At 50.8% G+C, this 26,689-nt stretch carries 24 protein-coding genes; 16 read left to right on the top strand and 8 right to left on the bottom strand.

Features of this window, described 5'->3' with window-relative positions:
• Positions 1 to 33: 33 nt before the first annotated feature.
• Positions 34 to 999, top strand: a complete 966-nt coding sequence (locus tag TJ79_RS13040; protein WP_040950747.1) for a 1,4-dihydroxy-2-naphthoate polyprenyltransferase — start codon at positions 34 to 36, stop codon at positions 997 to 999.
• 171 nt (positions 1,000 to 1,170) lie between these two features.
• Here TJ79_RS13040 and TJ79_RS13035 read toward each other — a convergent pair whose 3' ends face one another.
• Positions 1,171 to 2,247, bottom strand: a complete 1,077-nt coding sequence (locus tag TJ79_RS13035) for a helix-turn-helix transcriptional regulator (protein WP_238322996.1) — start codon at positions 2,245 to 2,247, stop codon at positions 1,171 to 1,173.
• 200 nt (positions 2,248 to 2,447) lie between these two features.
• On the opposite strand from TJ79_RS13035, the gene TJ79_RS13030 reads away from it, so the two are divergent.
• The 8 genes from TJ79_RS13030 to TJ79_RS12995 all read left to right on the top strand — a co-directional run bounded on the left by TJ79_RS13030 (position 2,448) and on the right by TJ79_RS12995 (position 12,645).
• Positions 2,448 to 3,320 (top strand): SDR family oxidoreductase, encoded by an 873-nt coding sequence (locus tag TJ79_RS13030; RefSeq protein WP_040950778.1) that lies wholly within the window; start codon positions 2,448 to 2,450, stop codon positions 3,318 to 3,320.
• 164 nt (positions 3,321 to 3,484) lie between these two features.
• Positions 3,485 to 4,405: an ABC transporter permease gene (locus tag TJ79_RS13025; RefSeq protein ID WP_155987873.1), complete on the top strand. Its 921-nt coding sequence runs from the start codon at positions 3,485 to 3,487 to the stop codon at positions 4,403 to 4,405.
• 11 nt (positions 4,406 to 4,416) lie between these two features.
• Positions 4,417 to 5,319 carry a carbohydrate ABC transporter permease gene (locus TJ79_RS13020; protein ID WP_040950744.1) on the top strand — a complete coding sequence of 301 codons (903 nt, stop codon included), beginning with the start codon at positions 4,417 to 4,419 and terminating at the stop codon, positions 5,317 to 5,319.
• 132 nt (positions 5,320 to 5,451) lie between these two features.
• A complete protein-coding gene (locus tag TJ79_RS13015) occupies positions 5,452 to 7,092 on the top strand; it encodes an extracellular solute-binding protein (protein WP_238322995.1) in 1,641 nt (546 codons plus the stop codon).
• Between the two features lie 38 nt (positions 7,093 to 7,130).
• Entirely contained in the window at positions 7,131 to 8,963 is a 1,833-nt protein-coding gene (locus tag TJ79_RS13010) for a cache domain-containing sensor histidine kinase (protein ID WP_040950742.1), read from the top strand.
• On the top strand, positions 8,948 to 10,558 hold the full coding sequence (locus tag TJ79_RS13005) for a response regulator transcription factor (protein WP_040950741.1): 1,611 nt from the start codon (positions 8,948 to 8,950) through the stop codon (positions 10,556 to 10,558). Before TJ79_RS13010 ends, TJ79_RS13005 begins: the two co-directional genes overlap by 16 nt.
• Before the next feature lie 24 nt (positions 10,559 to 10,582).
• A complete protein-coding gene (locus tag TJ79_RS13000; protein WP_040950740.1) occupies positions 10,583 to 11,629 on the top strand; it encodes a glycoside hydrolase family 5 protein in 1,047 nt (348 codons plus the stop codon).
• Positions 11,630 to 11,718: 89 nt separating this feature from the next.
• Positions 11,719 to 12,645: a GNAT family N-acetyltransferase gene (locus TJ79_RS12995; RefSeq protein WP_052339559.1), complete on the top strand. Its 927-nt coding sequence runs from the start codon at positions 11,719 to 11,721 to the stop codon at positions 12,643 to 12,645.
• 344 nt (positions 12,646 to 12,989) lie between these two features.
• Here the strand turns inward: TJ79_RS12995 and TJ79_RS12990 are convergent, their stop codons facing one another.
• Positions 12,990 to 14,054: an FAD:protein FMN transferase gene (locus TJ79_RS12990; protein ID WP_040950739.1), complete on the bottom strand. Its 1,065-nt coding sequence runs from the start codon at positions 14,052 to 14,054 to the stop codon at positions 12,990 to 12,992.
• 183 nt (positions 14,055 to 14,237) lie between these two features.
• Here TJ79_RS12990 and TJ79_RS12985 point away from each other — a divergent pair, with 183 nt between their 5' ends.
• From TJ79_RS12985 to TJ79_RS12960, 6 genes are read left to right on the top strand one after another with little or no spacing between them, the layout of a single operon-like run.
• Positions 14,238 to 14,624, top strand: a complete 387-nt coding sequence (locus TJ79_RS12985; protein WP_040950738.1) for a NusG domain II-containing protein — start codon at positions 14,238 to 14,240, stop codon at positions 14,622 to 14,624.
• Entirely contained in the window at positions 14,578 to 15,162 is a 585-nt protein-coding gene (locus TJ79_RS12980; RefSeq protein WP_238322994.1) for a Gx transporter family protein, read from the top strand. The genes TJ79_RS12985 and TJ79_RS12980 overlap by 47 nt, the downstream gene beginning before the upstream one ends.
• Positions 15,163 to 15,167: 5 nt before the next feature.
• Complete coding sequence (locus tag TJ79_RS12975; protein WP_052339558.1) at positions 15,168 to 16,049, top strand: ATP-binding cassette domain-containing protein; 882 nt, start codon at positions 15,168 to 15,170, stop codon at positions 16,047 to 16,049.
• Entirely contained in the window at positions 15,998 to 16,864 is an 867-nt protein-coding gene (locus TJ79_RS12970; RefSeq protein ID WP_040950736.1) for an ATP-binding cassette domain-containing protein, read from the top strand. The genes TJ79_RS12975 and TJ79_RS12970 overlap by 52 nt, the downstream gene beginning before the upstream one ends.
• An 11-nt stretch (positions 16,865 to 16,875) precedes the next feature.
• Entirely contained in the window at positions 16,876 to 17,685 is an 810-nt protein-coding gene (locus tag TJ79_RS12965; protein WP_040950735.1) for an energy-coupling factor transporter transmembrane component T family protein, read from the top strand.
• Positions 17,686 to 17,732: 47 nt separating this feature from the next.
• On the top strand, positions 17,733 to 18,173 hold the full coding sequence (locus TJ79_RS12960) for an acyl-CoA thioesterase (protein ID WP_202903323.1): 441 nt from the start codon (positions 17,733 to 17,735) through the stop codon (positions 18,171 to 18,173).
• A 47-nt stretch (positions 18,174 to 18,220) separates the two neighbouring features.
• Here the strand turns inward: TJ79_RS12960 and TJ79_RS12955 are convergent, their stop codons facing one another.
• Positions 18,221 to 18,820 carry a hypothetical protein gene (locus TJ79_RS12955; protein ID WP_040950733.1) on the bottom strand — a complete coding sequence of 200 codons (600 nt, stop codon included), beginning with the start codon at positions 18,818 to 18,820 and terminating at the stop codon, positions 18,221 to 18,223.
• Between the two features lie 200 nt (positions 18,821 to 19,020).
• Positions 19,021 to 19,470, bottom strand: a complete 450-nt coding sequence (locus TJ79_RS12950) for a DUF441 domain-containing protein (RefSeq protein ID WP_040950732.1) — start codon at positions 19,468 to 19,470, stop codon at positions 19,021 to 19,023.
• Positions 19,471 to 20,103: 633 nt separating this feature from the next.
• Between TJ79_RS12950 and TJ79_RS27750 the strand changes: the two genes are divergently transcribed.
• Positions 20,104 to 21,819: a hypothetical protein gene (locus tag TJ79_RS27750; RefSeq protein WP_202903322.1), complete on the top strand. Its 1,716-nt coding sequence runs from the start codon at positions 20,104 to 20,106 to the stop codon at positions 21,817 to 21,819.
• A 229-nt stretch (positions 21,820 to 22,048) separates the two neighbouring features.
• Here TJ79_RS27750 and TJ79_RS12930 read toward each other — a convergent pair whose 3' ends face one another.
• From TJ79_RS12930 to TJ79_RS12915, 4 genes are all read right to left on the bottom strand, one after another.
• Entirely contained in the window at positions 22,049 to 23,029 is a 981-nt protein-coding gene (locus TJ79_RS12930) for a polyprenyl synthetase family protein (protein WP_040950730.1), read from the bottom strand.
• Between the two features lie 13 nt (positions 23,030 to 23,042).
• Positions 23,043 to 23,477, bottom strand: coding sequence for a hypothetical protein (locus TJ79_RS12925; RefSeq protein WP_040950729.1), 435 nt, complete (start codon positions 23,475 to 23,477; stop codon positions 23,043 to 23,045).
• Positions 23,478 to 23,565: 88 nt separating this feature from the next.
• Positions 23,566 to 25,512 (bottom strand): NAD(P)/FAD-dependent oxidoreductase, encoded by a 1,947-nt coding sequence (locus TJ79_RS12920; RefSeq protein WP_040950728.1) that lies wholly within the window; start codon positions 25,510 to 25,512, stop codon positions 23,566 to 23,568.
• A gap of 48 nt (positions 25,513 to 25,560) precedes the next feature.
• On the bottom strand, positions 25,561 to 26,484 hold the full coding sequence (locus TJ79_RS12915; RefSeq protein WP_040950727.1) for a hypothetical protein: 924 nt from the start codon (positions 26,482 to 26,484) through the stop codon (positions 25,561 to 25,563).
• Positions 26,485 to 26,689 lie beyond the last annotated feature (205 nt).

Raw genomic sequence — 26,689 nt, 5'->3', positions numbered from 1 at the left:
CACGATACGACAACACGTTAGGACGGATGCAGCATGACGATCGCAAGCTTTTTCAAATTGGTCGAACTACGAACGAAAGTCGCCAGCATGATTCCCTTTGCCATCGGCACGCTGTATGCGCTGTACCGTTTCGATGAGTTTAATCTGTTGAATTTCGCGCTCATGTTCATCTCGCTCTTGAGCTTTGATATGACTACGACGCTGATCAACAACTATTACGATTTCAAAAAGGCCCACAAAACCACCGGCTACGGCTATGAGGACCACAATGCCATCGTCAAATTCGGCATTCGCGAGCGGACGGTCGTTACGCTTTTGTTTACGCTATTGGGGATCGCTTCGGTGGCGGGGTTCCTCTTGTTCTTGAACACGAGCTGGCTGGTGCTGGCCATCGGCGGATTGTCATTTCTAGCAGGTATTCTGTATACCTTCGGACCCGTACCGATTTCACGGATGCCGCTGGGGGAGCTTTTTTCCGGTACATTCATGGGCTTCATCATCACCTTCATTGCAGCCCTCATTCATACCAGCCACGGCCAATTGCTGGGCTTGACGTTGAACCTTCATTCAGGAGACTGGACGGCGGATTTGCATATCGGCCTGCTGGAGATCGTACTGCTTTTCGGCATATCCATCCCGGCTATGCTGTGCATCGCCAACATCATGCTGGCCAATAATATCTGCGACATGGAGGAGGACATCGCCAACCGGCGCTACACCCTGCCAGTCTATATCGGCAAACCCAAGGCGTTGCTGTTGTTTCGGATGCTCTACTATTTCTCCTACGTGGATATCATCTTCCTGTTGATCATTGGCGTGCATCCGCTGCTTTTGGCGCTCATTCTGCTGACCATCATTCCGTTATTGAAAAATCTCAAAAAGTTCGATCAGGAGCAATCGAAGCGGAGCACCTTCGTGTTGGCGGTGAAAAATTTCGTCATCACCAGCCTCGCTCGCATCGTCGTCCTTGGGGTGTCGGTCCTGCTGGCGGCATTTTAGGCCGGAGAAGGGGGAGATATGCTCCCGAGTCTGGCTGCAGCAGCAAAGCCTGCAATTGTGCAGGAATTTATCGTTCTATTGCTCGATAATCAAAAAAACCAGCGGATAACCTGCACTTTCTCTTTTGCAGGAATTTCGCTGGTTTTCTATGTTAGCACCTTTGTAGGAGTTCTATGAGGAAGGTGGATTGGTCTTCTTGGCGGGAGCGTTCTCGTACATCTCGAGCACCTGCCGGGCTTGAACTATGACGGCGTCGGCAAGCTCGGGCGGCTCGACGACTTTCAGCTCCGTTCCAAAGCCTAGCGCGATCTGGCAGGCGGATTCCAAGGTGTTGAACTCTACGTTCAGCAAAAGGGTGCGGCAGGCCTCATTCGCTGCCTCCGCCCGTTCTGCTTCTTCCATCTTTTCCGGCTCTCCGGACTGTGGCATGCCGATCATCTCGATGATCTTCACGAAGCGGGTCTGGCGCAGGCGCGGGAGGGCGGCGGGGCTCAACCGGATCGTGGCCGGATAGCGGGGGAGGGCGGCTTGGAAGGCAGCCGTTGACTGCTCCCAGTAAGCCGCCAAGTCGAAACCTGTCGGGCGGGTAACCGTGCCCGCCAGCTTCTCCGCCCCCGCGATGCGGGAGATCCGGAAGCTGCGCACCGTCCCGTCCTCGCCAGCTGCCGCCAGATACCAAATGGCGCCCATGGCCACGAGGCCGAGGGGATAAACGGTGCGCCACATCGGCCCGCCGCCCTCAGCCCCACCTGCGCCCGCGCTTTTCTCGCCGCCGCGAGCACTCGCCCCGGCACTGCCGTAGAGCAGCTGCAGTGGCGCGTCCTCCCATACCGCCTCCTGCACAATGGGCAGGTACGGGAGAGCTTCTACCGAGCGGCGCCACCCGGCGCCGTCGATGTGCAGCCGCTGGCGGAAAAAGTCCGCATCCTTGCGGGCGGAGGGCGGAAGCGAGGCGATCAGCTTCCGATAGGCGCTGCTATAGGAAGCGCTGATGCCCATTTCCTCTGGCAGCCGCGCGGATAGAGCGGCCAATACCGCCAGCAGCTCATCTTTTTTCAAACCGGTCAGCGAGGTGCGGAACCCGTCTACAAGGGCCCAGCCACCATGAGGCCCGCGTTCCGCATAAACGGGAATCCCCGTTTGAGACAGTGACTCCATATCCCGGACAATGGTCCGCGGAGAAACCTTCAACTCCTCCGCCAGTTCCCGGGTCGTCATCCGGCCGTTGTGTTGGAGTAATAAAAGCATTGATATCAAACGGTCCGCCTTCATAACGCCCCTCCGCCTCTATCTTTTCATCTTTCCATAACCTCATTATACCCTTATATATATGACAGGTTCTGTCTTATACATAGGATACACTAGATGATGAAGACTAGGAGATGAGGAGGAAGATAAATATGGCGAAAACAGCAACGGAGCGTCATATTCCCCAAACCTGCCGCCCAATGGAGAATCAAGTGGCGGTGGTAGCCGGAGCGACCCGGGGAGCAGGCAGGGCCATCGCGGTTTGTCTCGGGGCGGCAGGGGCGACGGTTTACGTCACAGGGCGGAGTGTGAGAGGCGCCGCTTCGGACATGGCGCGGTCGGAGACCATCGAAGAGACGGCGGAGCTCATCAACGCCCAAGGTGGCAAAGGTATCCCCGTAAGAGTCGACCATACGGAGCCAGCCGAAGTACAAGCTCTATTTGAACGCATCGCAAAAGAACAAAACGGGAGGCTCGACCTTCTGATCAACGACGTATGGGGCGGCGATCCGCTGACGGAATGGGGCAAGCCCTTTTGGGAGCACTCGTTGGATAATGGGCTACTTATTCAAAAAAGAGCCGTCCACTCCCATATGATCACCAGCAGCTTCGCCGCACCTTTGATGGCTGCGCGGAAGCAAGGACTGATCGTGGAAATTACAGATGGGGTCGGTTATAGCTATCGGGGCAGTCTCTATTACAGCTTGGCAAAAATCTCTGCCGTCCATCTCGCTGAAGCGATGGCAGCCGATCTCAAGACCTTCGGCGTATCCGCGGTGGCCGTTACTCCCGGCTTCCTGCGGTCGGAGGCGATGCTGGACCATTTCGGCGTGACGGAGGAGAATTGGCGGGAAGCCGCGGCGATAGACCCGAATTTTTTGCAATCCGAAACTCCCTACTATGTAGGCCGTGCCATCGCAGCACTTGCCGCCGATCCGGACAACTACCACGCCAAATCGGGACAAAGCTTAAGCAGTTGGGGTCTTTCCGAGGAGTACGATTTCACCGATCTTGACGGCGCACGGCCCCACTGGGGAAGGTACGCCATCGCTAATGGCTTTATGCTCGCATAATCGGCAAGAGCACACAGGAAGGTTTTTCTAATTGGAACGCGGTTTTTGTTAGCGATTACAATTATCTATCTTTTTTTCCCTTATCTATAAAGTTGCGTCCTTATATCGGGATGCAACTTCTTTTTATAATGGGGGGGAAGAAAGAAAAGAAGGAGGGAGAATCAATGTTAAGGCCGGGAACCTGGCGAAAGCTGGTCCGACAGCGCTACCTGTTGGCGATGTGCCTGCCGTTCGTCGCGTGGGTGATCATCTTTTCCTATACGCCATTATTCGGCTGGCTCATGGCTTTCAAGAATTATAAGCCGGCTATCGGCGTTCTGAAATCGGAGTGGACAGGGATTCAATATTTTAAGGAATTTCTCGTTGATCCCCGGTTTTACGAGATTGTGCGGAATACCTTTGTCATGGGTGTCCTGAATGTCATCTTCGGGACGGCATGCGCGATCGTTTTGGCGCTCATGCTGAATGAAGTAAAAACCCGATTTTTCAAGCGAAGCATTCAAACCATCTCTTATTTGCCGCACTTCGTATCCTGGGTTATCGTCTCCAATATCTTTTATACCGTGTTGTCTACGGACGGAGGCGTCGTCAACAATTTGCTGATGTGGATCGGGATCATCGACGATCCGATCAACTGGATGGCGCAAGGCAAGCTGTTTTGGGTGATCGTCACGATTGGTCAAGTGTGGAAGGAAGTCGGTTGGACTGCGATCATCTATTTTGCAGCCATTACTTCTATTGATAAGACGCTCTACGAAGCGGGCGAGGTGGATGGACTGGGCCGAATCGGCAAGATCCGATATATCACGCTGCCCGGCATCATGCCGACGATCGCCATTCTGATGGTTTTGAATATCGGCAACCTGTTTAACGCTTCGGGCTTCGATCCGAGCTATCTGCTGGGCAATAACATGACGTTGACGTACTCCGACAATCTGGCGGTATATACGTATCGTTATGGGCTGCAGATGTCCCGGTTCTCCATGAGCGCCGCATTGGGCATTTTCAACTCGATCATTTGTTTGATTCTGCTCTTCTCGGCAAATAAATTGTCCGGTAAATTCATCGAAGGCAAAGCGATATAACGGAGGACATCATGGCCAATCGAATCAAAAGAAACACAAGCGACCGGTTATTCGATGCCGTTAACGGGATCCTTCTCGTGCTGATCGGCATCGTCACCTTGTATCCTTTTTGGAACATTCTGGTGCTCTCCTTCAATAATGCGCTTGATACGCTTCGCGGAGGAATCTACCTGTGGCCGAGAAGCTTTACGCTCGACAACTTCAAGATTATTTTCGACCTTCCCCAATTGACGACTGCGTTTCGCAATTCGTTTTTGAGAACAGTCATCGGATCGGTGCTATCGGTAGGAAGCACGGCGATGCTCGCTTATGTCATCAGCCGCAGAGATTTTATTTTCCAAAAACTATTGCAGCGGTTATTCGTTATCACGATGTACGTGAGCGGCGGCCTGATCCCGATTTACTTCGTCATCAAGGGCCTTGGCCTTCTTGATAATTTTCTCGTCTATCTGATTCCGATGCTTCTGCAGCCCTTTTATCTCTTGGTAACCCGCAGCTACATGGACGGGCTTCCCGGAAGTCTGCAGGAATCGGCGCAGATCGACGGTGCCAACGACTTCGTTATTTTCGCGAAAATCATCTTCCCCTTATCGATGCCCATCATAGCGACAATTCTGTTATTTGTGGCCGTCGACCAGTGGAACGCATGGTTCGATACGTTCATCTATACCACGAACAAGAATCTATCGACGCTGCAATACGAGTTGGTCAAAATATTGTCCCAATCCACAGCGAGCGTGAAGAACGACGCTGACCTGAGAAACAAGCTGGCGGGAGGAACCGGGGTTGTATCTACACCTCAATCCATCCGAATGGCCATCACCATCGTGGCTACCATTCCGATTGTCGTGGTGTACCCGTTCGTGCAGAAATACTTCGTGCATGGGATGACTCTGGGGGCGGTTAAAGGGTAATATCCGGCAATGCGTCTACATGGACGACCAAGATATTATTGATCGGGCTACTGGTCTATAATATAAATTACAATAAGGAGCGAGACATCTATGTTTAGGGGAAACAAGAGAAAGTTCGTCGGTCTTCTGGCAATGTCATTGGCGATGGCCGTCTTCACGGCTTGCTCGAATGGCGGCAATACCGGTCAAAGCTCGCAAAGCACAAATGAAAGCGCTGCCCCGAAGACAACGAATTTGAGTATGTTTACCTTCACGGAGGAAGTGCAATCCAGCCTGACAAATTCGCCGGTATGGAAGAAGCTGATGGAGAATGCAAACGTCAACATCAACCTGCAGGTTATCTCCGGGACGGGCGCGGACGAGAAAAGAAGCGTCATGATCGCAAGCGGTGAATATCCCGATATTCTGGACAGAATTGATGAACACTTCGTCGATGCAGGGGCGTTGATTCCGCTGGACGATTTGATTGATAAGTACGGTCCGAACATCAAGAAAGCATGGGGAGATTCCCTGAACAAGCTGCGCAATCCGAAGGACAACAAAATTTACTTCCTTCCATCGCCGAAGAACCGACCGGAGGAAATCGTGGAGCCTGGCGGCACGCTGCTCGTTCAATACGATGTGCTGGAAAAAACGGGGTATCCAAAGCTGAAAACGTTGGATGATGTCTATAACATGCTGATGCAATACACGGCCGAGAACAAAGAGATCGACGGCAAGCCGTTCATTCCTTGGGGACTGTGGGCTGATTCCTGGGGGTACAACCAGACGGTGAACAATCCGGCGCTGTGGGTAAACGGCTTTACCGACGATTCGGACGCCTACGTTGATCAGAAGACATTCGACGTCACCTATTTTAATACGACCGATTACTTTAAGAACTATTTAAAATTCCTCAACAAGCTGTATAAAAGCAACCTGCTCGACAAGAATGGCTTTATTACGAAGTACGACGAATTCAACTCCCAAGTGTCCAGCGGCCGAGTGCTTGCCATGATCTACAATGCCGGCCTGATCAACGAGGACGAGGCTGCCTTGCGCCAAGCGGGCATGCCGGAGCGGGCTTACGCCAGATTCCCGATCGTCGCGGAAGCGGGCATCCAGGACAGAAGCCAAGTCTACAGCGAATCCTACGATACCGGCATGGGCATATCGGTTAATTGCAAGGATCCGGTGGCGGCGATCAAATTCATGGACTATCTCTTGAGTGACGAAGGCAACATTTTGCTCAACTGGGGGATCGAAGGCGTTCACTACGACATCGTTGACGGCAAGCGCGTGCAAAAGCCAGAGGTGACAAAAAAGTGGAATTCCGATCCGGCCTACCGTTGGCAGCAAGGGCTTAACTCGCTGACCTGGTGGCCGCAATATAACGGCGCCATCAAGCTGGACGACGGCGATTATGCCTCTCCTTTCAATACCAATGCGATTTACAATTCCTACGACGACGAGACGAAAAATGTGCTGAAGCAGTATGGAGTCAAGTATTGGGGTCAACTGTTCGATACGACCGGCACAAGAACGCCTTACGGCTTCGCCTGGACGATTCCCATCGAATCCGGCTCCAAGGCGGAACTGGCGAGCACGAAAGCGAATGAATTGCGCCATATCGTGGTAGGGGATATCGTCATGTCCCAAGACGATGCCACCTTCGAGTCCAAATGGACTGCCTTTGTGAAAAAGCTGCAAAGCGAGAGCAAGATTGGGGATTGGGAGAAAGCGATGTCTGAAGCCATCCAGACACGGCTTAAGCTTTGGGGCATTCAACAATAAGTTCCCTATTGACACCTAAGAACCTGGAGGTATGAGCCATGAAGAAGCTTGGAGCAATGTTTACAGGGTGGAAGCCAATTCGGCTGCGCACAATCCGCTCCAAGCTTCTTCTTTCCTATATGGCGGCCCTTGCCATTCCTTTGCTCACGCTCGGCATCTATTCCATGAAGCTGCTAGATTCCTCCCTCAAGGAACAGTCCGTGTCCGTAGAGAAGCAGGATCTGCTGCAGGTAACGGAAACGACGAAATATTATTTGAATTCATTTGTCAGCCTATCCAGTGACATCAGTTTCGACCCTAAAATATGGATGTATTTCTACTCCAGCTACAGTAATCCGGCAGGTAGCATGGAAGGCTATTACAATCTCATTAGACCGTTGTTCACTCGGTATCTGACGCTTAGGCCGGAGATCAAAAAAATCACCATTTTTACGAAAAACGACACGCTGCTTTACAACAACTTCGAGATCGCATCCATCACGCCTGGAACCAGTGAAGACAAGCTCTACGAAGAGACGCTGGCGAGCAGGAAAGTTTTGTGGAAGCTGCAAGAAGATCCCGCCTCCGGGAAAATGTACATTATGCTCTCCAGAATGCTCGATCTGAATAACGTGATTGTCGGAATGGTCGTCCTCTATATTGACGAGAATCAATTTTACAACATTATCAAAGGGCAGGGGGAAGGAAACCAAACCTATCTCATCGGTCCCGATGGAATTGTGCTGACCTCTACCGATCGCAAGGAGCTGGGCCAAAACGCTGGCGGGTCGGAATTGGATGCCCGGACGGATGACAACAGCATTCTCGTGAAGCAGATCAAGAGCGAAGAGAGCGCGAAGAGATTGGCGAGTCTGTCCTTCTCTTTATTGCAGTCTCCAAAAGAACGGTGGGCGATTGCCAAGACGGCGTCCGAGGATTCCATTCTCGCGGTGACACAGTCGGCGAAGGCTTATCAGATCGGAGCTTTTGCCCTATTGGTCGTTTTACTAATCTTGATCTCTTTCACCATGTCCGGAAGCATCACCAGAAGGATCAAAGAACTGGTGGTCAAGATGAGGAAAGTGGAGCGGGGAGACTTCGAGGTGGCGGTGAGTTTTGGAGGACAGGACGAAATTTCCTATATGGGAAATACGTTCAATACGATGGCGGCCAAGTTGGACACGCTCGTACGCCAGGTTTACGATATGCAGCTGGCCCAGAAGGATATGGAGATCAAGAATAGGGAATCCGAACTGAAATGGCTGCAGAGCCAGATCGATCCGCATTTCCTCTTCAATACACTGGATGCGGTTCTCTACGGCATTCGTAACGACAAAGAGGAAACGTCTAAGATCGTGGAATTTCTAGCGAACAGCTTCAGGCGAAGCATCCAATGGAGAGAGGATCACAGTTCATTAGAAGAGGAACTCAAGTTCATTAGAGAATATTTGGCCATTCAACACTTCAGGATGCCGGATAAATTCGCTTGGCACGTCGAGGCCGAGGAAGAAACGCTGTCTTGCAGGCTGCCGAAAATGCTCATTCAGCCGCTGGTCGAAAATGCGGTGCACCATGGCCTCACTCTTAAGAAGGGCGGCGGCTTTCTGCTGCTGACGGTAAAAAGAGAAGCGGAGAACATCGTCATTCGGATAAAGGACGACGGCATCGGCATCGAAGAGTGGAGGCTGGAGGAAATTCGCGAAGTGTTGCAGGATCGGACTGATCCCGGAATTGACAGCCATATCGGACTAAAGAACGTGTATGACCGGATTCGGCTGTATTATGGGGACCGCGGGACGTTCATGATAAACAGTGTGTACGGCGAAGGAACGGAGATCGAAATCAAAATGCCCATGCTTAGAGAGGAGGAGTTTCGGTGTTTAAAGTCGTGATCATCGATGACGAGCCCTATATCCGGGCCAGACTGCGAGAATTGATCGATTGGGAGGAGCTTGGGTTCACCTTGGCAGGCGAGGCGGATAACGGAGAAGATGCGCTTCGTCTGCTCGTGGCTGAAAGGCCCGACCTGGTGATCACTGACATCCGAATTCCGGTATTCAGCGGGCTGGAACTTATTCGCAAGACGATTCCCGAGCTTCCGCGCTGCCAGTTTATTTTATTAAGCGGCTACAGCGATTTCCAGTACGCCCAGGAAGCCATTCGTTATGGCGTCAAAAATTATTTGCTGAAGCCCGTTAGCGGAGAGGAGCTGCTCCATTCCGTCCTCGCCGTCAAGGACGAGCTTACCCGGATTAGAGAGAGTGACCGAATTTTTGACAAGGGGATGCTGGCATTGCGGGAGAAATGGACCGCCGACGTGCTGCATGGAACGAATGCCTCCAGCCTCTTGGACCGAGCGGCAGAAATGAAGCTTAATCTGGAAGGATACCGGTACACTGTATATGTCGTAGATTGGAAGGGAGACGGGGATTCCTCTTCGGAAGAGATGGAGGATGAAGAGATGCTGCGGGACACCTTGTTCCGAATGGCGGTGGACGAGACGCTAGCGTTCGGTACCCCCTTTATGGTGACGGATGAGCAAGGAAGATACGTCGTTCTGCATATGTTCCCAGCGGAAGACCGATTCTGTTTTGAATTGCGCGAGCTTGCAGAGAAACTGAGGGAGAAATGCGGAGAGGTTCTGGATGGACAAGTAACGGTAGGCTATAGCGAATCCGTAGATAGCCTGGCCGACGTTGCTTCTTGCTGCTCGAAGGCGAATCAGGCTGTTGAGGGCAAGTTCGTTCTGGGCCGGAATAAGGCCATCGGTTATGAGGATATTGTCAATAACGGCGCTGCCGTTGAAAGCTGGAATAAAATCGCTGAATTTGAACGGAGCGGGCTGGAAGAAGCGATCCGGTCTCTGAATTTGGATGCCGTGCGGGACGAAACGAGGAAAATGTTCTCGATCCTCAGGGAATTGAGCTACGATCCCTCCCTTATTCGCGGCATCATAACGGAAAACCTAATGGGTGTGCTGCGCATTCTGATCAAAATCAACGGAGATGTTAACGAAGCCTTGGGCGAAAGCTTCAAGCTCGACGAATGGTTGGATAAACATACGCTTGACGAACTGGAGGAGCAGTTTTACGCTTCCTGCGTCAACATCGTAGATTACGTGTACATGGCTCACAGGAACCGGCCGGGCAAGGTAGTGGAACAAATGCAGTCCTATATTAATGAGAACTATGCGCAAGAGATTACGCTCAAGAGCATTTCCCGCATTTTTTATATGAATCCGGTTTACCTAGGACAAGTGTTCAAAAACGAGACAGGGATCGGCTATCATCACTATTTAACGCAAGTCCGCATGAAAGCGGCCAAACAAATGCTGGTCGAGAAGGATTGGGGAGTGTCCGAAATCGCTGAGAAGGCCGGCTATAAAGTCACACGCAATTTCTATATTGCCTTTAAAAAGCATGTTCACTGCACGCCGAACGAATACCGCAGCAGAGGGCAGCAGGCCATAAGCGAAACGAAGAGCTAAGGACTTATTTGGAGGGGATATTCGATGATTTTTTACAGCCATTATAGAGCCGGTGTCAACTTGGGAGGTTGGCTCTCGCAATATTTTGCCAACCTGGCGGGAGGCGATCACTTCGCATCCTTCGTGACCGAGGCAGATATCGCCGTCATCGCCGGGTGGGGCGCCGATCATGTCCGGCTGCCGGTGGATTTTGATATCCTCGAGAACGGGGATGCACCATTGACGTACAACGAAGCCAATCTGGAAAGGATCGACCGCTGTCTAGGCTGGTGCGAGAAGCATGGACTTAACGTCATTCTCGATCTGCACAAGGGTCCGGGCCAAGTGTACGGGTACGTTCCGGAGCCCAATCCGATGCTTAATGTCGAGGAGAACAGGGTCCGCTTTCTGGCGATCTGGACGATGCTGGCTGAAAGGTACAAGGGAATCGGGAACAGGCTGGTGTTCGAGCTTGTCAACGAAATCTCAGACTTCACCGACTACCAGTGGAATCAGCTTTACGTAAGAGCGGTGGAGGCCATTCGAGAAGTGGACGGGGAGCGTGTCATTCTTGTGGGCGGCAATGATGCCAACAGCGTGCTTACCCTTAAGGAGTTGACCTTAACCGACGATCCTCGTGTGGTTTATAATTTCCACCACTATGATCCGCTGTTCTTTACGCATCAGCTTGCTGCCTTCAGCGAAGATATTCTGGAATACGGCCGCGTTATCCATTACCCCGGCGAGATGCCGGAAGTGCAGGCATACCTTAACAAGCATCCCGAATACTTGCATAAGCTTGGACGTCAAGCATGGGAGAAGAACGACAAGCAACTGATTGAGACCTACTTGCGCCATGCCGATCATTTTATGACCTATACCGGCAATCAACTTTATTGCGGAGAATTTGGGGTCATTGATCAGGCCCAGCCGGAGGATGCTGTCCGTTGGGTTCGGGATGTGGTGGAGCTGTTGGATGCTCGCGGAATTGGCCGGGCGTACTGGAGCTATAAGGAGATGGATTTCGGTTTAGTGGATCGCAATGGCCGCGTTGTCAATGAAGAGCTGATAAAGGTATTATTCGCGAAATAAGGCGATCATTATAACCAATCTTTCCGGTTTATCCCGATACCGAATCTGCTATACTGACGGTGTCAGGAAAAGACGAGGGAGGGAAAGGTTTGGAGCTAAGGAAACAAGGAATACAAGCCAGAAAGCAATTAACGGAAAACGAGCTGAAGGATATCAAGGAGTTGGAGGAGCGCTGTAACCGGGAAGATAGCATTACCCTTAAATTGAATTGGGATATGCTCGAAGCCCGCACGACGGACGATACCAACGATTTTCTCTATTATGCGGATGGCAAGCTTGTGGGTTTTCTCGGTATGTACAAAATTGAATCCACAGAGATCGAACTTAGCGGGATGGTGCACCCGGAATATAGGCGGCAAGGTGTTTTTAGGGCACTGACAGACGAAGCGGTGAAGGAATGCCGCAAACGGAAAATACCGAAAATGATCTATATGTGCCAGCGGGGCTCGGCGGCAGGCAAACCCTTCCTAACCCAAAAGCTCGGAGCGAAATTCTCCTCCGCCGAATATTGGATGGAACGGCAGGATGAGGATTCTGCTGATACGACGGCACAAACCGGGCAGACGAACCGCAGCGGCGTCACGGCTGGCGGCGAAGAAATCAGACTGCGCAAGGCATCCCTTGACGATCTTGCCCTGCTCATCCGCCTGGCTAGCGAAGGATTCGATATGGAAGCGGAAGAAGCCTCGGAATATGTGAAAAGAACGCTGCTGGACACCAAGGAAACCTACTACGTGGTGGAAGCGGATGGCGAGTCCATCGGCAGTTTGCGGATCAGTCCTTATAACGATGGCGTATTCATTTTCGGCTTCAGTGTACTTCCGGAATTCCGCGGCCGCGGCTATGGCCGAACGGCACTTACCGTTGTGATTGACCTGTACCGCGCAAAAGGCATCCGTCACTTCTTGCTGGAAGTTGCGACGGACAACGATCGGGCGCTGGGGCTCTATGAGTCTGTCGGCTTCCGCAGCAAAAACGTAAACGATTATTACACAGTCATTCTTTCTGATCTGTAAACAAGTTGTTGCCCCGCGCATATCAATAAAAAACGGCATCCCCCGCCTTTTACTCAAGGCGGCGCGATGCCGTTATTCGTTTTCCGCGCCAGTTTTGGCGGGGGAGATTTGTTGCAGTCGGTTTCTGGAAAGTTTAAGATAAGAAAGACGTCTATCGAAGTAAATTCAAAGAAGCCAGACCGCGTTTAAAGGATGTCTTTCTTGCGATATCAGGAAGCCTTGGCTTCGAAGGTTATCTTTCTATATCTTAAGAAAGACGTCTATCGACGTACATTCAAAGAAGCCAGACTCGAAGGTTAAACTTTCTGATATCTTAAGAAAGACGTCTTAATTGGCATCGGACCTTAATTCATCAATGTGAAATTATTATCCGTCAAGGTAAAGATGCCTTTGAGGCCGGGAGTGATGTACACCTTGTGGTCTTCCGTAATGAAAATCGCTTCTGTGTTCTTCAGGCCTTCGACGAATTTCGTGCCCTTTTCGATGCCCATGGAGAAGGTCGTGTTGGACCGGCCGTCGGCGTCAAAGGAGTGATCGGTGACGATGGTGACGCTGGTCAAGCCGTTGCGTACTGGATAGCCGGTTGATGTATTCATGATATGATGGTAGCGAACGCCGTCCTCGATAAAAAAGCGCTCATAGACACCGGAAGAGACGACGGTTTTATTTTGCACCTTGAGAGTCCCGATGTAAGCGCCCCGGCTTTCTTCCGGGTTTTGCACGCCGATGACCCAGTCCTTGTTGCCGGGCTTCGGACCCATGGCCAGAATGTTGCCGCCCAGGTCGATGATGGCGCTCTTGAACCCTTGGCCTTGCAGGTATTCTGCGATGGCGTCGGCGGAGTAGCCTTTAGCGATGCCGCCCAAGTCGATAGACATCTTGGGTTTCAGCAAACGTACCGAATGATCGGCTTCGTTCAACTCGACTTGCTTATAGTCGATGAGCTTCAAACGGTCTTCGATATCGGTTTTCGGCGGTACATGCTCTCCGCCTTTGCCAATGGCCCACAGGTCGACCAAGGGGCCGACGGTCAGGTCGAACACGCCGCCGGAAGATTCGGAATAGTCTACTGCACGCTTGATAACTTTAAACGTTTCTTCCGATACCGGGACGAACTCCCCGTCTCCCGCTTTGCTGTTGACTTTGGAGATCTCGCTGGTTTTGTCTTCGCGGTTGACCTCGTGGTCGATGCGCTGCAGCACGGCATTAACCCCGTTAAAGGTGGCGTCATTTGCCCGGGTGTCGTATATTTTTACCGTGACGATGGTGTCGAAAATGTAAAAACGCTCACTTTTCGGCTCAGTAGTTTCCGTATTTCCGGCAGATTTGCCGCAGCCGCTCAGCACGGCGATCAGGACGAGAACCAGCACAAGCAAAAAAGGGAGCTTCTTTCGATGACGAAGCTGCATGGATTTTCTCCCTCCCCTTATTTCTCTTTATATTATGGAAGGATTATAACAAATGGTCAAATCGTGCAAAGTGACAATTTTCATAGTTGAGGGTGGGGTTAAAGGTAATAATAGTGAAAGACATCACAATGTCGAAAAAATGACGTATTTCGGCAATCGGCAGCAAAAAGGAGCGAATAACGAATGAAACGCGGAGATATCTTGCTTGGTGTTATTGTGCTCGCCATTGCGGCCTTTTTTCTTGTTCCCAAATTTACGCATCATAATACACCTGCGAGCGGCGCACGATATGCCAAAATTACAATAGATGGAGACCACTACAAAACGGTGGAGCTGACTAAGGAAGCGTCGGAGCTCGATATCAAATCCAAGTACGGGTACAATATTTTGAAGATCTATAACAACGGTGCGCAAATGATTGACGCCGACTGCCCGGATAAGGTCTGTCTGACCTTCGGGTTCGTAAGCAAAGTGGGGCAAACCATCGTTTGCTTGCCCCATCGGGTGTTGGTGGAGATCGTGGATGAGAATGGCAAAGGGAATGGTGATATCGATGCGGTTGTCCAATAATCCCTACGAGCTGAAAAAAACGGCGATCATCGCCATATTTGCTTCGGTAGCCGTCGTCCTGGGGATCGTGGAGTCGCTGATTCCCTTTACCGTAGCGATTCCGGGAGCAAAGCTCGGCCTTGGCAATATTATGGTACTGACCTGCCTTTTTTATTTTCGAGGCCGGGACGCCTTGACCCTTATCGTGCTGAAAACGCTGCTGACCTCCTTTATTCTTGGTACGTTCTCGACCTTTCTCTTCAGTTTTCTCGGGGCGCTAGCCAGCTTCATTATTATGTTTCTCATGGTCCGCTTCGGCCGGAACGAGTTCAGCATCTACGGCATCAGCGTTATGGGCGGCATTATGCATAACGTGGGGCAATTGGGGGCCGCCGCCATCGTGCTTGGGACGACTTCCATCTTCTATTATTTACCTTTCCTTTTTATAACAGGCGTGGTGACGGGAATTTTCGTCGGTATCGCCACTAAATATTTAACGGAATCTTTGAACAAGCTGGCGTTGTTTGAATCACTTGGGCTGCAGCAGGTCGGGAGGTGAAGGACATGGACCGGAATCAACAAAAGCAGGAACCCTTGATCACGATGAAGGACGTGTCCTATGCTCACAAGCGGGGAGAAGCCCCGTTTTTGCGCGACATCAACTTGACAGTTTCCTCCGGGGAATGGATCAGCATCGTGGGCCGCAACGGCTCCGGTAAGTCAACTTTGGTACGGCTTTTAAACGGGTTGCTGCCCGTCAGCGGAGGAACGATTACCGTGGACGGCATTGTTTTGGGCGCTGATACTCTAGGTCAGGTGCGGCAGCGCATCGGCATGATCTTCGCCAACCCGGACAACCAGTTTGTCGGGCTGACGGTGATGGACGATGTCCTCTTCGGGCTGGAAAACCTGTGTTTGAGCCGTGAGGAAATCCAGGAGCGGCTCGACCGGTACGTGGTGGAGATGAAGGTTGAGGGTTATCTGGATCGCCATCCGAGCCAGCTTTCCGGCGGGCAAAAACAGCGGGTGGCGATCACCTCTGTGTTAGCCATGGAGCCGCAGATCGTGATTTTCGATGAGAGCACCTCGATGCTGGACGAAAAGGCAAAGCACGAGTTGATCGGCATTATTCGGGATATGCAGGCTGCCGGAAGGTACACGATTCTTTCCGTTACCCATGACAGCGATGAAATGCTGGCTTCTGACCGGATCATCGCCTTGGCAGACGGAACGATTGTCGCGGATGCAAAACCGCAGGACTTTTTCCGGTCTCCGGATTTGCTGGACTTGTGCCGCATTGAGCAGCCGTTTCTGATCCAAATCGGAGACCGGCTGCATGATAGGGGACTCGTTCCTGCCGGCCAATACAACGAGAAGGAGCTGGTGGAGGCGCTATGGGCATCCGCTTCGAGCACGTCAACTATTCCTACAACGCCAAAAGCGTAACACCGCAAATCGGCTTGAACGATTTCGATTTGTCGCTTACCGAAGGCAAGTTCATCGCGGTTCTAGGCGCCCCCGGTTCGGGAAAGTCTACGCTTCTGCAGCATTTTAATGGGCTGCTGCTGCCTCAATCGGGAGACATTCATATCCTCGATTTCCATATCAAAGCTGGCGATTCGGCAAAAGGATTAGGCAAACTGCGTAAACGGGTCGGTCTTGTGTTCCAATTTCCCGAGCAGCAGCTTTTTGAAGATACAGTAGAGAAAGATATTATGTTTGGACCTGTCAACTTCGGCGTACCCGAAGATGAGGCGCGGGAAGCCGCCCGCCGTGCGGTGGAGGCGCTTAGCCTGGACGCAGAGATCTTGGCACGCAATCCGTTTCAACTGAGCAGCGGACAGATGCGCAAGGCGGCCATCGCGACGATTCTGGCGGCGGAGCCGGACGTCTTTGTGCTGGACGAGCCGACGGCATCCCTTGACCAAGCCAGCCGCGAGGAACTGCTGTTGTTGCTTCGCCGCCTCTCAACCGAACAGGGTCGGACGATTATCATCGTCACCCACCGGCTGGAGGAAGTGCTGAAATACGCCGACGAATACGTTGTGCTGCAGCAGGGAGAGGCGGTCTTCCACGGGACCCCCGCCGGTCTTTTGGAGCGGACGGACCTTTTGGATGCGGCAGGTATTCAGGTGCCGGCCTCGGTCCGCTTTTTGCGGGAGTTTTGCCAGCGGTTTGGCGTGACTCCACCGGATGGCCCCCTCGGCGCCGAAGAAGCTACCGCTTTCGTGGCAGAGTCGATCAAAAATAAACCCATGTAGGAGGTGCCGGCATGCAAAACCGGATGATATTTGGCCGTTACTATGATACCGGCTCCTGGGTGCACAGTCTGGACCCCCGCGCCAAGGTGGCGGCAATGCTCATGTACATGGTCGCGATTTTTATGGTCAGCACCTTTATCGAGGCGGCGGCGGTTTTTCTCTTTGCCATCGTCATCATGCAGAGCACGCGCATTCCTCTATCCCAGTTTTTGCGCTCGCTGAAGCCGCTTATTTTCATCATGGTATTCATCTTTGCGTTTCATTTGTTGTTCGATGCAAGCGGCACCCGAATGATGGCCGTTGGTCCCTTCAAGTTTTACTCCGGCGGTTTGGAACGAGGCATTCTGGCGGTGGTGCGGATGATCCTGTTCGTCGGCTTCACGGCGATCCTCACCTTTACGACGCCGCCGGCCAAGCTGACCCGGGGGTTGGAGGACTTTTTCCGGCCGCTGAAGATTTTACGTATCTCTCCTGCACGGATTACGCTGATGATCGAAATCGCTCTGCGCTTCATTCCTACCGTTTTTGAAGAAGCGGAAAAGATCTTGAAGGCCCAGTCCTCCCGGGGCATGGACCTGAAGGATCAGCCTTTGGCCAAAAAAGCAAAGCTGCTCATTTCGCTTCTCGTCCCCGTTACCGTAAGCGCGGTGCGGCGGGCGATGGAATTGGTGGATTCCATGGAATCCCGGGGCTACCGGCTGGGAGCGCCCCGCTCTAAGTTCCACGCGCTCGACTGGGCGCGGCGGGACACAGTGTTTATCCTCGTCTTTGTCGTTTTGCTGGGCGCTATGCTGGCGCTGAATATGAGCGTGTACGGGTAAGCACGGCTATAGCGGAACTTTTGATAAAAGAAAGGAGATGCGGAGAGTTGACGATCAAGCCCTATGTACGAAAAGCGCAATTCCACGAAACCGACCAGATGGGCATTATCCATCATGCCAATTACATCAAATGGTTTGAAGAGGCGCGGGTGGATTTTATGGAGCAGATCCATTACGGCTACGACCGTGCCACAGAGGCCGGCATCGATTTTGCCGTGCTGTCCGCATCCTGCGAATATAAATCCATGACCCGCTTTAACGATACGGTCGCGGTGGAATGCCGGATCACCTCCATGGAGCCGTCCCGCATGAGTGTGCTGTACCGTGTCCTTGACGTTGCCACAGGGGAACTCCGCGCCACGGGAGAGACCCGTCACTGCTTCTACAGCCGAATTCGCAAACGTCCGGTCGCCTTGAAAAAAGAATTGCCGGAGCTGTACGACTTGTTCAAGTCGCTGGCAGGGCCGAATGAGACGGAAAGCAAATAAGAAGAGGCAGGCGGGCAGATCCGCATGCCTCTTTTTTTCTGAACCGATTACTTAAACCGGGACTCTCTATGTTTATATTTCGCAGCCCTGGCGATTTCCATGATAAAGGGGCTATTCCCGTCGGCATCCGTGTTATTGTACTTTGGCAGCTCGTCCAGGGTTGTGCTGGATTGCAGCTTGCCATCCTTCACGATCCATATCCCATCGTCAAAATTGTAGGACCAAAATGCTCCTTGCGGGGTCCGGTTTAGGATGAGGATGACCTCTTCCTGAGGATGTACGAAACGATCCCGGGGAATCGTTGGATCATGGGTATTGCCATGTTGAAGATAGGTGATGGTTTTGCCGGGATCGGGCCCGTAAATGACATCCTCGATTTCAAAGGTTGCCGGGGTGATCTCTATTGCCGCCGGCATCTTTATCATCACGCCGGTATCCTGAGTGTACGAATCGCCTTGCGCCAAGACCTTTCCCCTTATGATCAGATCCACGTTCCAAAATTGTTCAGAGAGCTTGTCTATTTTTGGAGCGACGATGGATTCCAGGGCATGGGAGGGATTCGGAAAGCCATGAAGGCCATAACCCGCCGAAAGGCAGAGAATAAGGGCAGCCGCAATGGACAGACAAACCAACCACCGCTTTTTCATCGTCATCCTCCTCAACCTGAAGCAGGGGTATTCTCCTATTTTACAAGGAACGGAATGGAGGTGGAATGCGGCACGTTTCTTTCGATTCTTACTCTCCTCCTATGCCTATCATCGACACCACCCACACGGACGTACGCCAGGTGGCTGCGCAAATCAAAGGGTGGATTCAACAGTAAACATAAGGAACGCGAGATCAGCTGTTATTTTCCGATCAGCAGCGACAGGATTCCGGCGGCGATCAAAGGTCCTACCGGCACGCCTTTTAGAAAGGCCACGCCAAGGATCGTCCCGATGACCAGACTTGTTACGATTGTGGGGTTGCCAGACATCAACTGTGCGCCGCGTCCGCCTAAATACGCCACCAGCACGCCGACACCGATGGCGGCGATGGATTTCCACTGCAGGAAAGACTGATACAGTTCTTTCGTGCTAATCGATCCGCTGGCCAAGGGCGCCAAAATGCCGATCGTCAAGATAATGATGCCAAGGTTGAGGCCGTTCTTTTCAATCCACGGGAAGGCCTGGTGAAAATGGACGACTCGAATGAGCAAAAGCACGACGGCGGCAATCGTAATGGAATTGTTACGGCTAATAACGCCAAGTAAGGCTAGCAAAATCAGGATGAGCGATGGCATATCGATCTGGGGCAAACCGGCAAACCTCCGTTTCACTTGCAAATGGCTGTACCATTAATAATATATCTTTTCACTTCACAGTATCAATGTCCGTTTCAGCGACAGGAATTGTACATTCTACGTGATTTAAAGATGATTTCATAAAGCTAGAATGTCGCAAACGCTACCCGTCTGCTCTTTTCAGGGAGTAATAGCGAAGATTTTTGCAAGTGTCAAGTTAAATTCTTATTTTCTACATGTACTTTTGAACCCTTGGTTGTTATAATTTTCATGTGGAAATCCCTGTGGATTAAACCAATTTGTTTTTGTTGTAATAAATGTCATAGGAGGTGGCAAGGAAAAAGGCAAATCAAACTTAGCATGCTTACTAGGTTTTCAGGTATTTTCCTGTCGGGGCTGTTGTAACAAAAAACGTGAAAAATTTCACAGGTTAAGTGCGGGTTTTCACAAATTTAGTGCAAGTTTTCATAATTTAAGTGCAGAATTTCACAACTTAGAACTTGTATCTTCATATCTCTTCAAGTTGTTCCGTTCTTCGCTTGTATTGCGTCTTCCACCGGGACAAATGGATTGCGTCATCAAGGTACAAAAGTCAAAAGAGCAACCCCCAAATCAGAAGTTTTTCTTACATACAAGGAGGTTATTACTTTGAAAAAACTGCTTATCTCCGTATTTTGTGCAACCTTAGTGTTATCAGCCCTTCCAGCTAAAGTAGGGAATACAAAACTCTCCCCCTTTGCAGTAGACGTTGTTTCTGCAGCCACAGAGGAAAATGCGGCAACGGCAAAGCCAGCGGCAACACCAAAAGCAACCGCAAAGCCAGCGGCAACGCCAAAGGCAACTGCAACGCCAAAAGCAACCGCAACGCCAAAAGCAACCGCAACGCCAAAGGCAACTGCAACGCCAAAAGCAACAGCAACACCGAAGCCAACCGCAACGGCAACATCGAAACCATCAGCTTCCCCTGTAGTCGATGCAGTGACAACAGCTTCCTTAACCGATGACGCCGCGGTTTTTGAAAAGTCAATCGGCAGCAAGGGTCCATGGATTATTTGTACGACTAAAGACATTGTTATTAATAAGGAACTTGTTTTGGATGGCGACATTCCAAACGGGAAGATAAGTGACTGGGGCTTCCCTATTCTTCAGCGTAAAATAGGCCTCTATACTCAAGACGATGCCCATAACGTAACAGCCAGATTTACATTAACAGCACCAAAACTGACTATAAAGAGCGCAAATGCCAGAATTCAAGGCGGAACTTTCAAGGGTGACCTTTACGTTACGGTACCGAACTTCCAGTTAGTAGACGCCAAGGTTGAAGGAAACGTATACTTCACTACTCAAGAAGCAAAAGACAGCTTCAAAATGGATGCTAAAAGCTCTGTAACAGGAGAGCAAACCTTAATTGAAGTAGACGCGGTAACGACGGCTTCAATCGTGGACAATGCCACTGACTTTGAAAAGGCGATCAGCAAAAACGGGACCTGGATTACACCTGTGCTTAGAGACTTAACCATTAATAAGGACCTTGTTCTGGACGGCGTATTTAAAAACGGAAAGAAAAACCCCGATGGCAGCGACGCTATTCAGCGTAAAATAGCTCTTTACAGCCAAGATGACAAACACATTGTAACTAGAAGATTTACACTGACGGCGCCCAGTTTGACGATCAAGAGCCCGCTGGCAAGAATTCAAGGCGGTATCTTTAAAGGCGACGTCTACGTTACATCGTCCGATTTTCTCTTAACCGATGCTACTGTTAAAGGAAATATTTATGTTTCAGCGCCGAACTTCCAGATGACTAATAAAGCTAAGGTTGAAGGAAACGTATATTTTTCCAATGATACGGATAAATCTACATTCAAAATGGATAATACCAGTTCCATTGGAAACCAAGAGCCGATTTTGGTGGATGCTGTAACAACGGCTTCAATAGTAGATAATGCAAGTGATCTCCAAAAAGCAATGAGCACGAATGGCAGCTGGATTATCGCTACGACAAAGGATTTGATCACGGATAAGGAGCTTGTTTTAAAAGGCGCCTATGAAAATGGCAAAAAAGATGCCAGCGGTAATGATGCCATTCAACGTAAAATAGCTCTTTATACACAAGATGATAATCATGTAGTCCTTCAAAGATTCCTTCTTGTAGCGCCGAAATTAACCATTGAGAGTCCAAACGCCAGAATACAAAACGGGACATTCAAAGGTGACCTCTACATTTCGGCAGCAAACTTCCAGTTAGTAGGTACTGTTGTTGAAGGAAATGTATATTTTACGAATCAACTAGCGAAAGATACTTTCAAAATGGATGCGAAAAGTTTTGTAACAGGTAAACAAGCATTAGTAACGAAAAAGTAATTAGGTAAGTTACGTTCAAGAAAGCAGCAGTGGACGCCAAAAACCAAGGAGCTAAGCGAGAAGATGTCGCTTAGCTCCTTGGTTTTTCTGTTTCATTATTGAGGTATTCCAATGCTTATTTTTGAGACACCTTCTACCCTGAAATAACCTTTTCTCATGTAGGTTAAGCTTCAGGCGGCTTTGCCGATATTTCATACATTCTCTGATGCCGCGTCAGCGAATGTATGTCTTATCCTTGTGAAAAAAAGGCCAGTAATATCTCCAAATCTTTATACGCCGGATACTCTTTCAGTTCGGCTATGTACGACCGGGCTTTAGCCAGATAGCTCTCGCTTAACGCTAAGGTTCGCTCGATGGCGCCGCACGACTTGATGCTCACCACGATAGCGGCAAACTCCTCGTCAGAGGATTCGGCGTTCAGCATCAAGATATCCGCTGCCAAAGCCGGATCTTCCAAGGCGTACAGCACGGGCAGCGTCACGTTTCCGTTGCGCAGATCGTTCCCGGCAGGCTTGCCGATGGCTTCCGAGGTTTGGGTGTAGTCCAGCACATCGTCGCGGATTTGAAACGAGATGCCCAGGGCGTCTCCAAATTCGTAAAGAATGCGCTTTATTTTTTCGTCAGCCTCATTGCACTGGGCTCCGGCTTCCAGGCATTTGGCCATGAGCAGAGCAGTTTTACTGCGGGTTTTCTCCAGATATTCATCCAGTGTCAGGTTAAAATTGAACCGGTTCTCCAATTGCTGATATTCCCCGACGCAAAGCTGGGTGGCAAGAGAAGCGAGGCTGGCGCAAAGCGCGGAAAAGGCGGAGTCTACGTCTTCGCCTGTTGTCGCCCATTCTACGACTCGAGCCATCAAGTAGTTGGCGATAAAAATGGCGTGGTTGACGCCGACGCTCTTGTGCAGAGCCGGAACGTTACGCCGCAAATCGGAATCATCGATGATGTCGTCATGAATTAAGGAAGCCATGTGGATATATTCCAACATGGCTGCTATGCGCATGACTTTATCGGGGTTGTTTGCCGGCCCGAATCTTCCGCCGGTGATGGCCATAATGGGACGAAGGCGTTTGCCCCCGGCTTCGATCAAACGGATGATACCGGAATGGATATCGGAAGGTTTAGGCAGGTCCTGATCCGATTCGATTATGTTAAGCAAGGTTTGATTGAGGTCTGCCAGATCGATGGACAGAGCTTCATGAAGCTGCATAGTCGTCACCGCCTTATGCGCACTGTTCGTTGAGGTATAAACGGAAAGGCTCGTGTAACTCCGTCAGAATATGGGCCATCGGCTTGCCGGCGATAAGACCGAGCTGGATTTTCTTTTGCACAGGCGCCAAATACGTCAGCAGTTTCAATTCGCTGAATTGCACAAGGATGCGGAAATAAAGGCCAAACAAATAATCTCCATCCAATATGCTGCGGGTCATCGCTCCGCTTTCATCCGGCGACGCTTCATGATGCTTGCTGACGGCTGCTTGCAGCAATATATAACATCCAAGAATGGTCATTTTCCGTGATCGGGTGATCTCATAAGAATGGAGCAGGGCAACCATATCCGCGAGGCCGCTTTCATCTGCGTCAAGGCTGATGAGGGCATCGGGATCAATGGTTTCTTCCAGCATGCTGATGGTATCTTGTATAAGCTGTGTGTCCATAGGACCCTCTCCCAGATAAGAGAGAGTAATTTGCCTGAAGCAGGCAGATTACTCTCTCGGTTGTTAAATGATTGGTCGTGCGTGAAAATTAGTCAGCGTACAGGTAAAAACGTTTGATGAACGGAATTTTGCGCCATGCTTTTTTCAAGACCGGGTACACATAGTAATCGAGACCCAGGATGCTGCCGGAACCGCCGATCAAGGCGACACCGCTGAACATGTACCAAAGCATATCGTGGGAGGCCATACCTGAAGACCAGATCATGATGCCCATCAGGACGGTGATAATCGCCGCTGGAGCGCTGAACAGACCGAGAATCAGAAGGACGCCGAACAGGATTTCCGCACAAACCATACCGGTTTGGAACACATGGGCCAGGCCCGTGTAGCCGCCGTCGCCAGTGTAGAAGAAGAGGTCCATGAACCAGCTGACGATGCGCTCGATCCAGTGAGGAACGTGCAGTGGCGTCGGAGCCGCAGCCGGAATCGCGCCTGCCTTGTCTAAGGTACTTGTAATACTGGAAACGGTCGAACCAGTTTCGGCCGGGTCCCCGTTAGCGATGATATCATTAATGGATTTCAAGATTGTATTCGTATCGAGACCGGACACGGCTTCGGATGCGCCGGAGGTTCCGTCAGCCACTTTAGCTGGGATCAAGAAAATCTTATTAGGATCGTCGATGACCTTTCTCAGCTTATCGATGCCTTCGACCAACCAGCTACCGCCGACGAAAAGACGCAGCGGGAACAGCCAGAAGTTAGGCGAACGTTTGGAGAAGTGACCGCCGAGAAAGCTGCGCTTATGATTTACATGGAAGATTTCATGCAGCAGGTACGTGTACACCCTGTTGAAGCCGCAAATTTGGAACAGGTACCACATATTGATGAAATGCTTACAGAACATAGCGAAGAATCCGGTCAAGTTGAACATCGATTTCGGCGATGCTCCGACACTGGCTACGCCATAGCGGCTGCCGATGCTTACCATCATACCATGAAATTTAGGCTTATACGATTCCTTCGGCTTGTTTTGCAGGTCCGCGATGATGTTGTTAGCAGCAAGCGGAGCGGAATTCTCAGCGTTCTCGACCATTTGCGGTACGGGAGCGGCTGCGCCTTCCGGAATGTAGAAGATGTTGTCGCCGACGACATAAACGTTTGGATGGCTGGGGACTTGCAGTTTGTCGTTGGTGAGCAGGCGTTTTCTGCCCTTTTGCTCAACTTCCGCATTGCCCGCCAAATCGGAGCCCTCGACACCGGCGGTCCAGATGACCGTCTTGGAGGAGATCTCTTGATCGCCCAAGATGACGCCATCTGGTTTTACGCCAGTGATCTTGGTGCCAGTGATGATATTGACCTTCAGCTTACGCAGATGTTTTTCCGCTTTGCGAATCAATTTTTCCGGGAGGATCGGCAAAATCTTGTCGACCATATCCGCTACGTGCAGGGTTACGTCGCTGCGATCCACGCGGAACTCGCGGCACAGATCATTGACATACTCGGCCAGTTCACCGATCATTTCGACGCCGGTAAAGCCGGCGCCCACGACGACGAAGGTGAGCATTTGCTTGCGTTTCTCGGGGTTCCGTTCCTTCACAGCACCGCGGAACATGTTGAGGATATGCTCTCTCAGATTGACGGCATCCTCATAAGACCACAGGGTGAAAGCATGCTCTTCCGCTCCTGGAATTCCGAAGAAAGTCGGCTTGCTGCCGGTACCGATAACCAAATAATCGTAACGGTAGGTCTTGCCTTCTCCTTGCAGCGTGTTGGAGTCGAAATCAATATGGGAGATGTCGTCCAGTACAACATTGACGTTTTTGAATCCGTCAAAGATCTTTTTCAGATCCACGCGGATGGAGTCTTCCTCCACTCGTCCTGCTGCGACTTCATGCAATTCGGTAAGGAGAGTGTGGAACGGGCTACGGTCAATAAGTGTAATTTGGACATCGCGCTGCTTCTTCAGCTTTTTGCCCAGACGTTTTGCAGTGAGAATACCGCCGTAACCCCCGCCAAGCACAATGATCTGTTTCATCTGTCATTCACCTCTTCTGATGGATAGGGGTAGTGCAATTGTGTTGATTTATTTCGCGCCTTCCAAAGCCTTTGCCGCTAACGTGGTGAAGCCAGCAACATGGATGGATACGCCGCTGATTGCATCTGTCTTGCCGTCGTCTTTAACCGTAATGGCAGCCGGGTCTTGCTTTTCCAGGAGAGCTTTCTCAGCCAGGAGCGATTGCTCGTGCCATTCGGAAGAAGCGCCGCCTTTCTTCATGCCGTACTTGCCGTCTTTGGAGAATTGAACTTTGTCAGCGCCGTCTTTGTTGACACCAGACCAGCGTACAGCAAAGATTTTACCGTTCAGCACGGTGACGTCAACTGTATCTTTCCAACCGGAGTCTTTATCAAAGTCGGCTGCTTCTGCATGGTAGGTGCCGTCTTTGTACGGGCCAGCTTGCACAGGACCTGCGGCAAGAGCTTTCTCAGCCAGCTCGGCAAAACCGCTCACGTGAATGGATACCCCGGTGATGGCATCGGTCGTGCCCTTATCTTTGTCGAAAGGAATTTCTTTCGGATCTTGTTTCTCGATTAAGAAAGCTTCAGCCTTCGCAGCCTGTTCGTTCCATTCCAGGGCAGAGCCAGCCTTCTTCATGCCGTACTTGCCTTGCGCTGCATAGGTTTTCTTGTCGATGCCGCCGTCTTTATTCAGACCGGTCCAATTTACGTTTGTGATCTTGCCGCCTTCAACCTTCAGAGCAACGACTTCTTTCCAGCCTGTCTTGGCGTCGAAATCGGCGCCTTCTGCGTAGTATACCCCATCAGCGTATTTCGCTTCAGCCGGTGCAGCTGTCGGAGCTGTCGATGGTGCGGTGGATGGAGCAGTCGTAGCTGGAGCAGCGGAAGTGCTAGGGCTAGAACTTGCTGATTCATCTTTTTTGCCGCCGCAACCTGCGAGCATACCGACGACCAAAACTGTGGACAAAACTCCTAAAACGGTTTTCTTCATGTAAAACTTCCTCCCTAAATGATATATCTGGCTTGTGAGCCGTTTCACAAAGTAGTTCCTATTATACCAGATTTTATCGGTATTCCTAGTGACTTATATTACACTTTTTGTTGCAAAATCATCATTTCGACACAATTCTACGGATGTCACTGATAAAATAGAATTATTTCTGATCGGCACACTCGGTGCTATTTTACTATAAAAG

Source organism: Gorillibacterium massiliense, assembly GCF_000455485.1.
Classification (GTDB): domain Bacteria; phylum Bacillota; class Bacilli; order Paenibacillales; family NBRC-103111; genus Gorillibacterium; species Gorillibacterium massiliense.
Note: the sequence above shows the minus strand (reverse complement) of the source record. Positions and strands in the feature narration are given on the sequence as shown.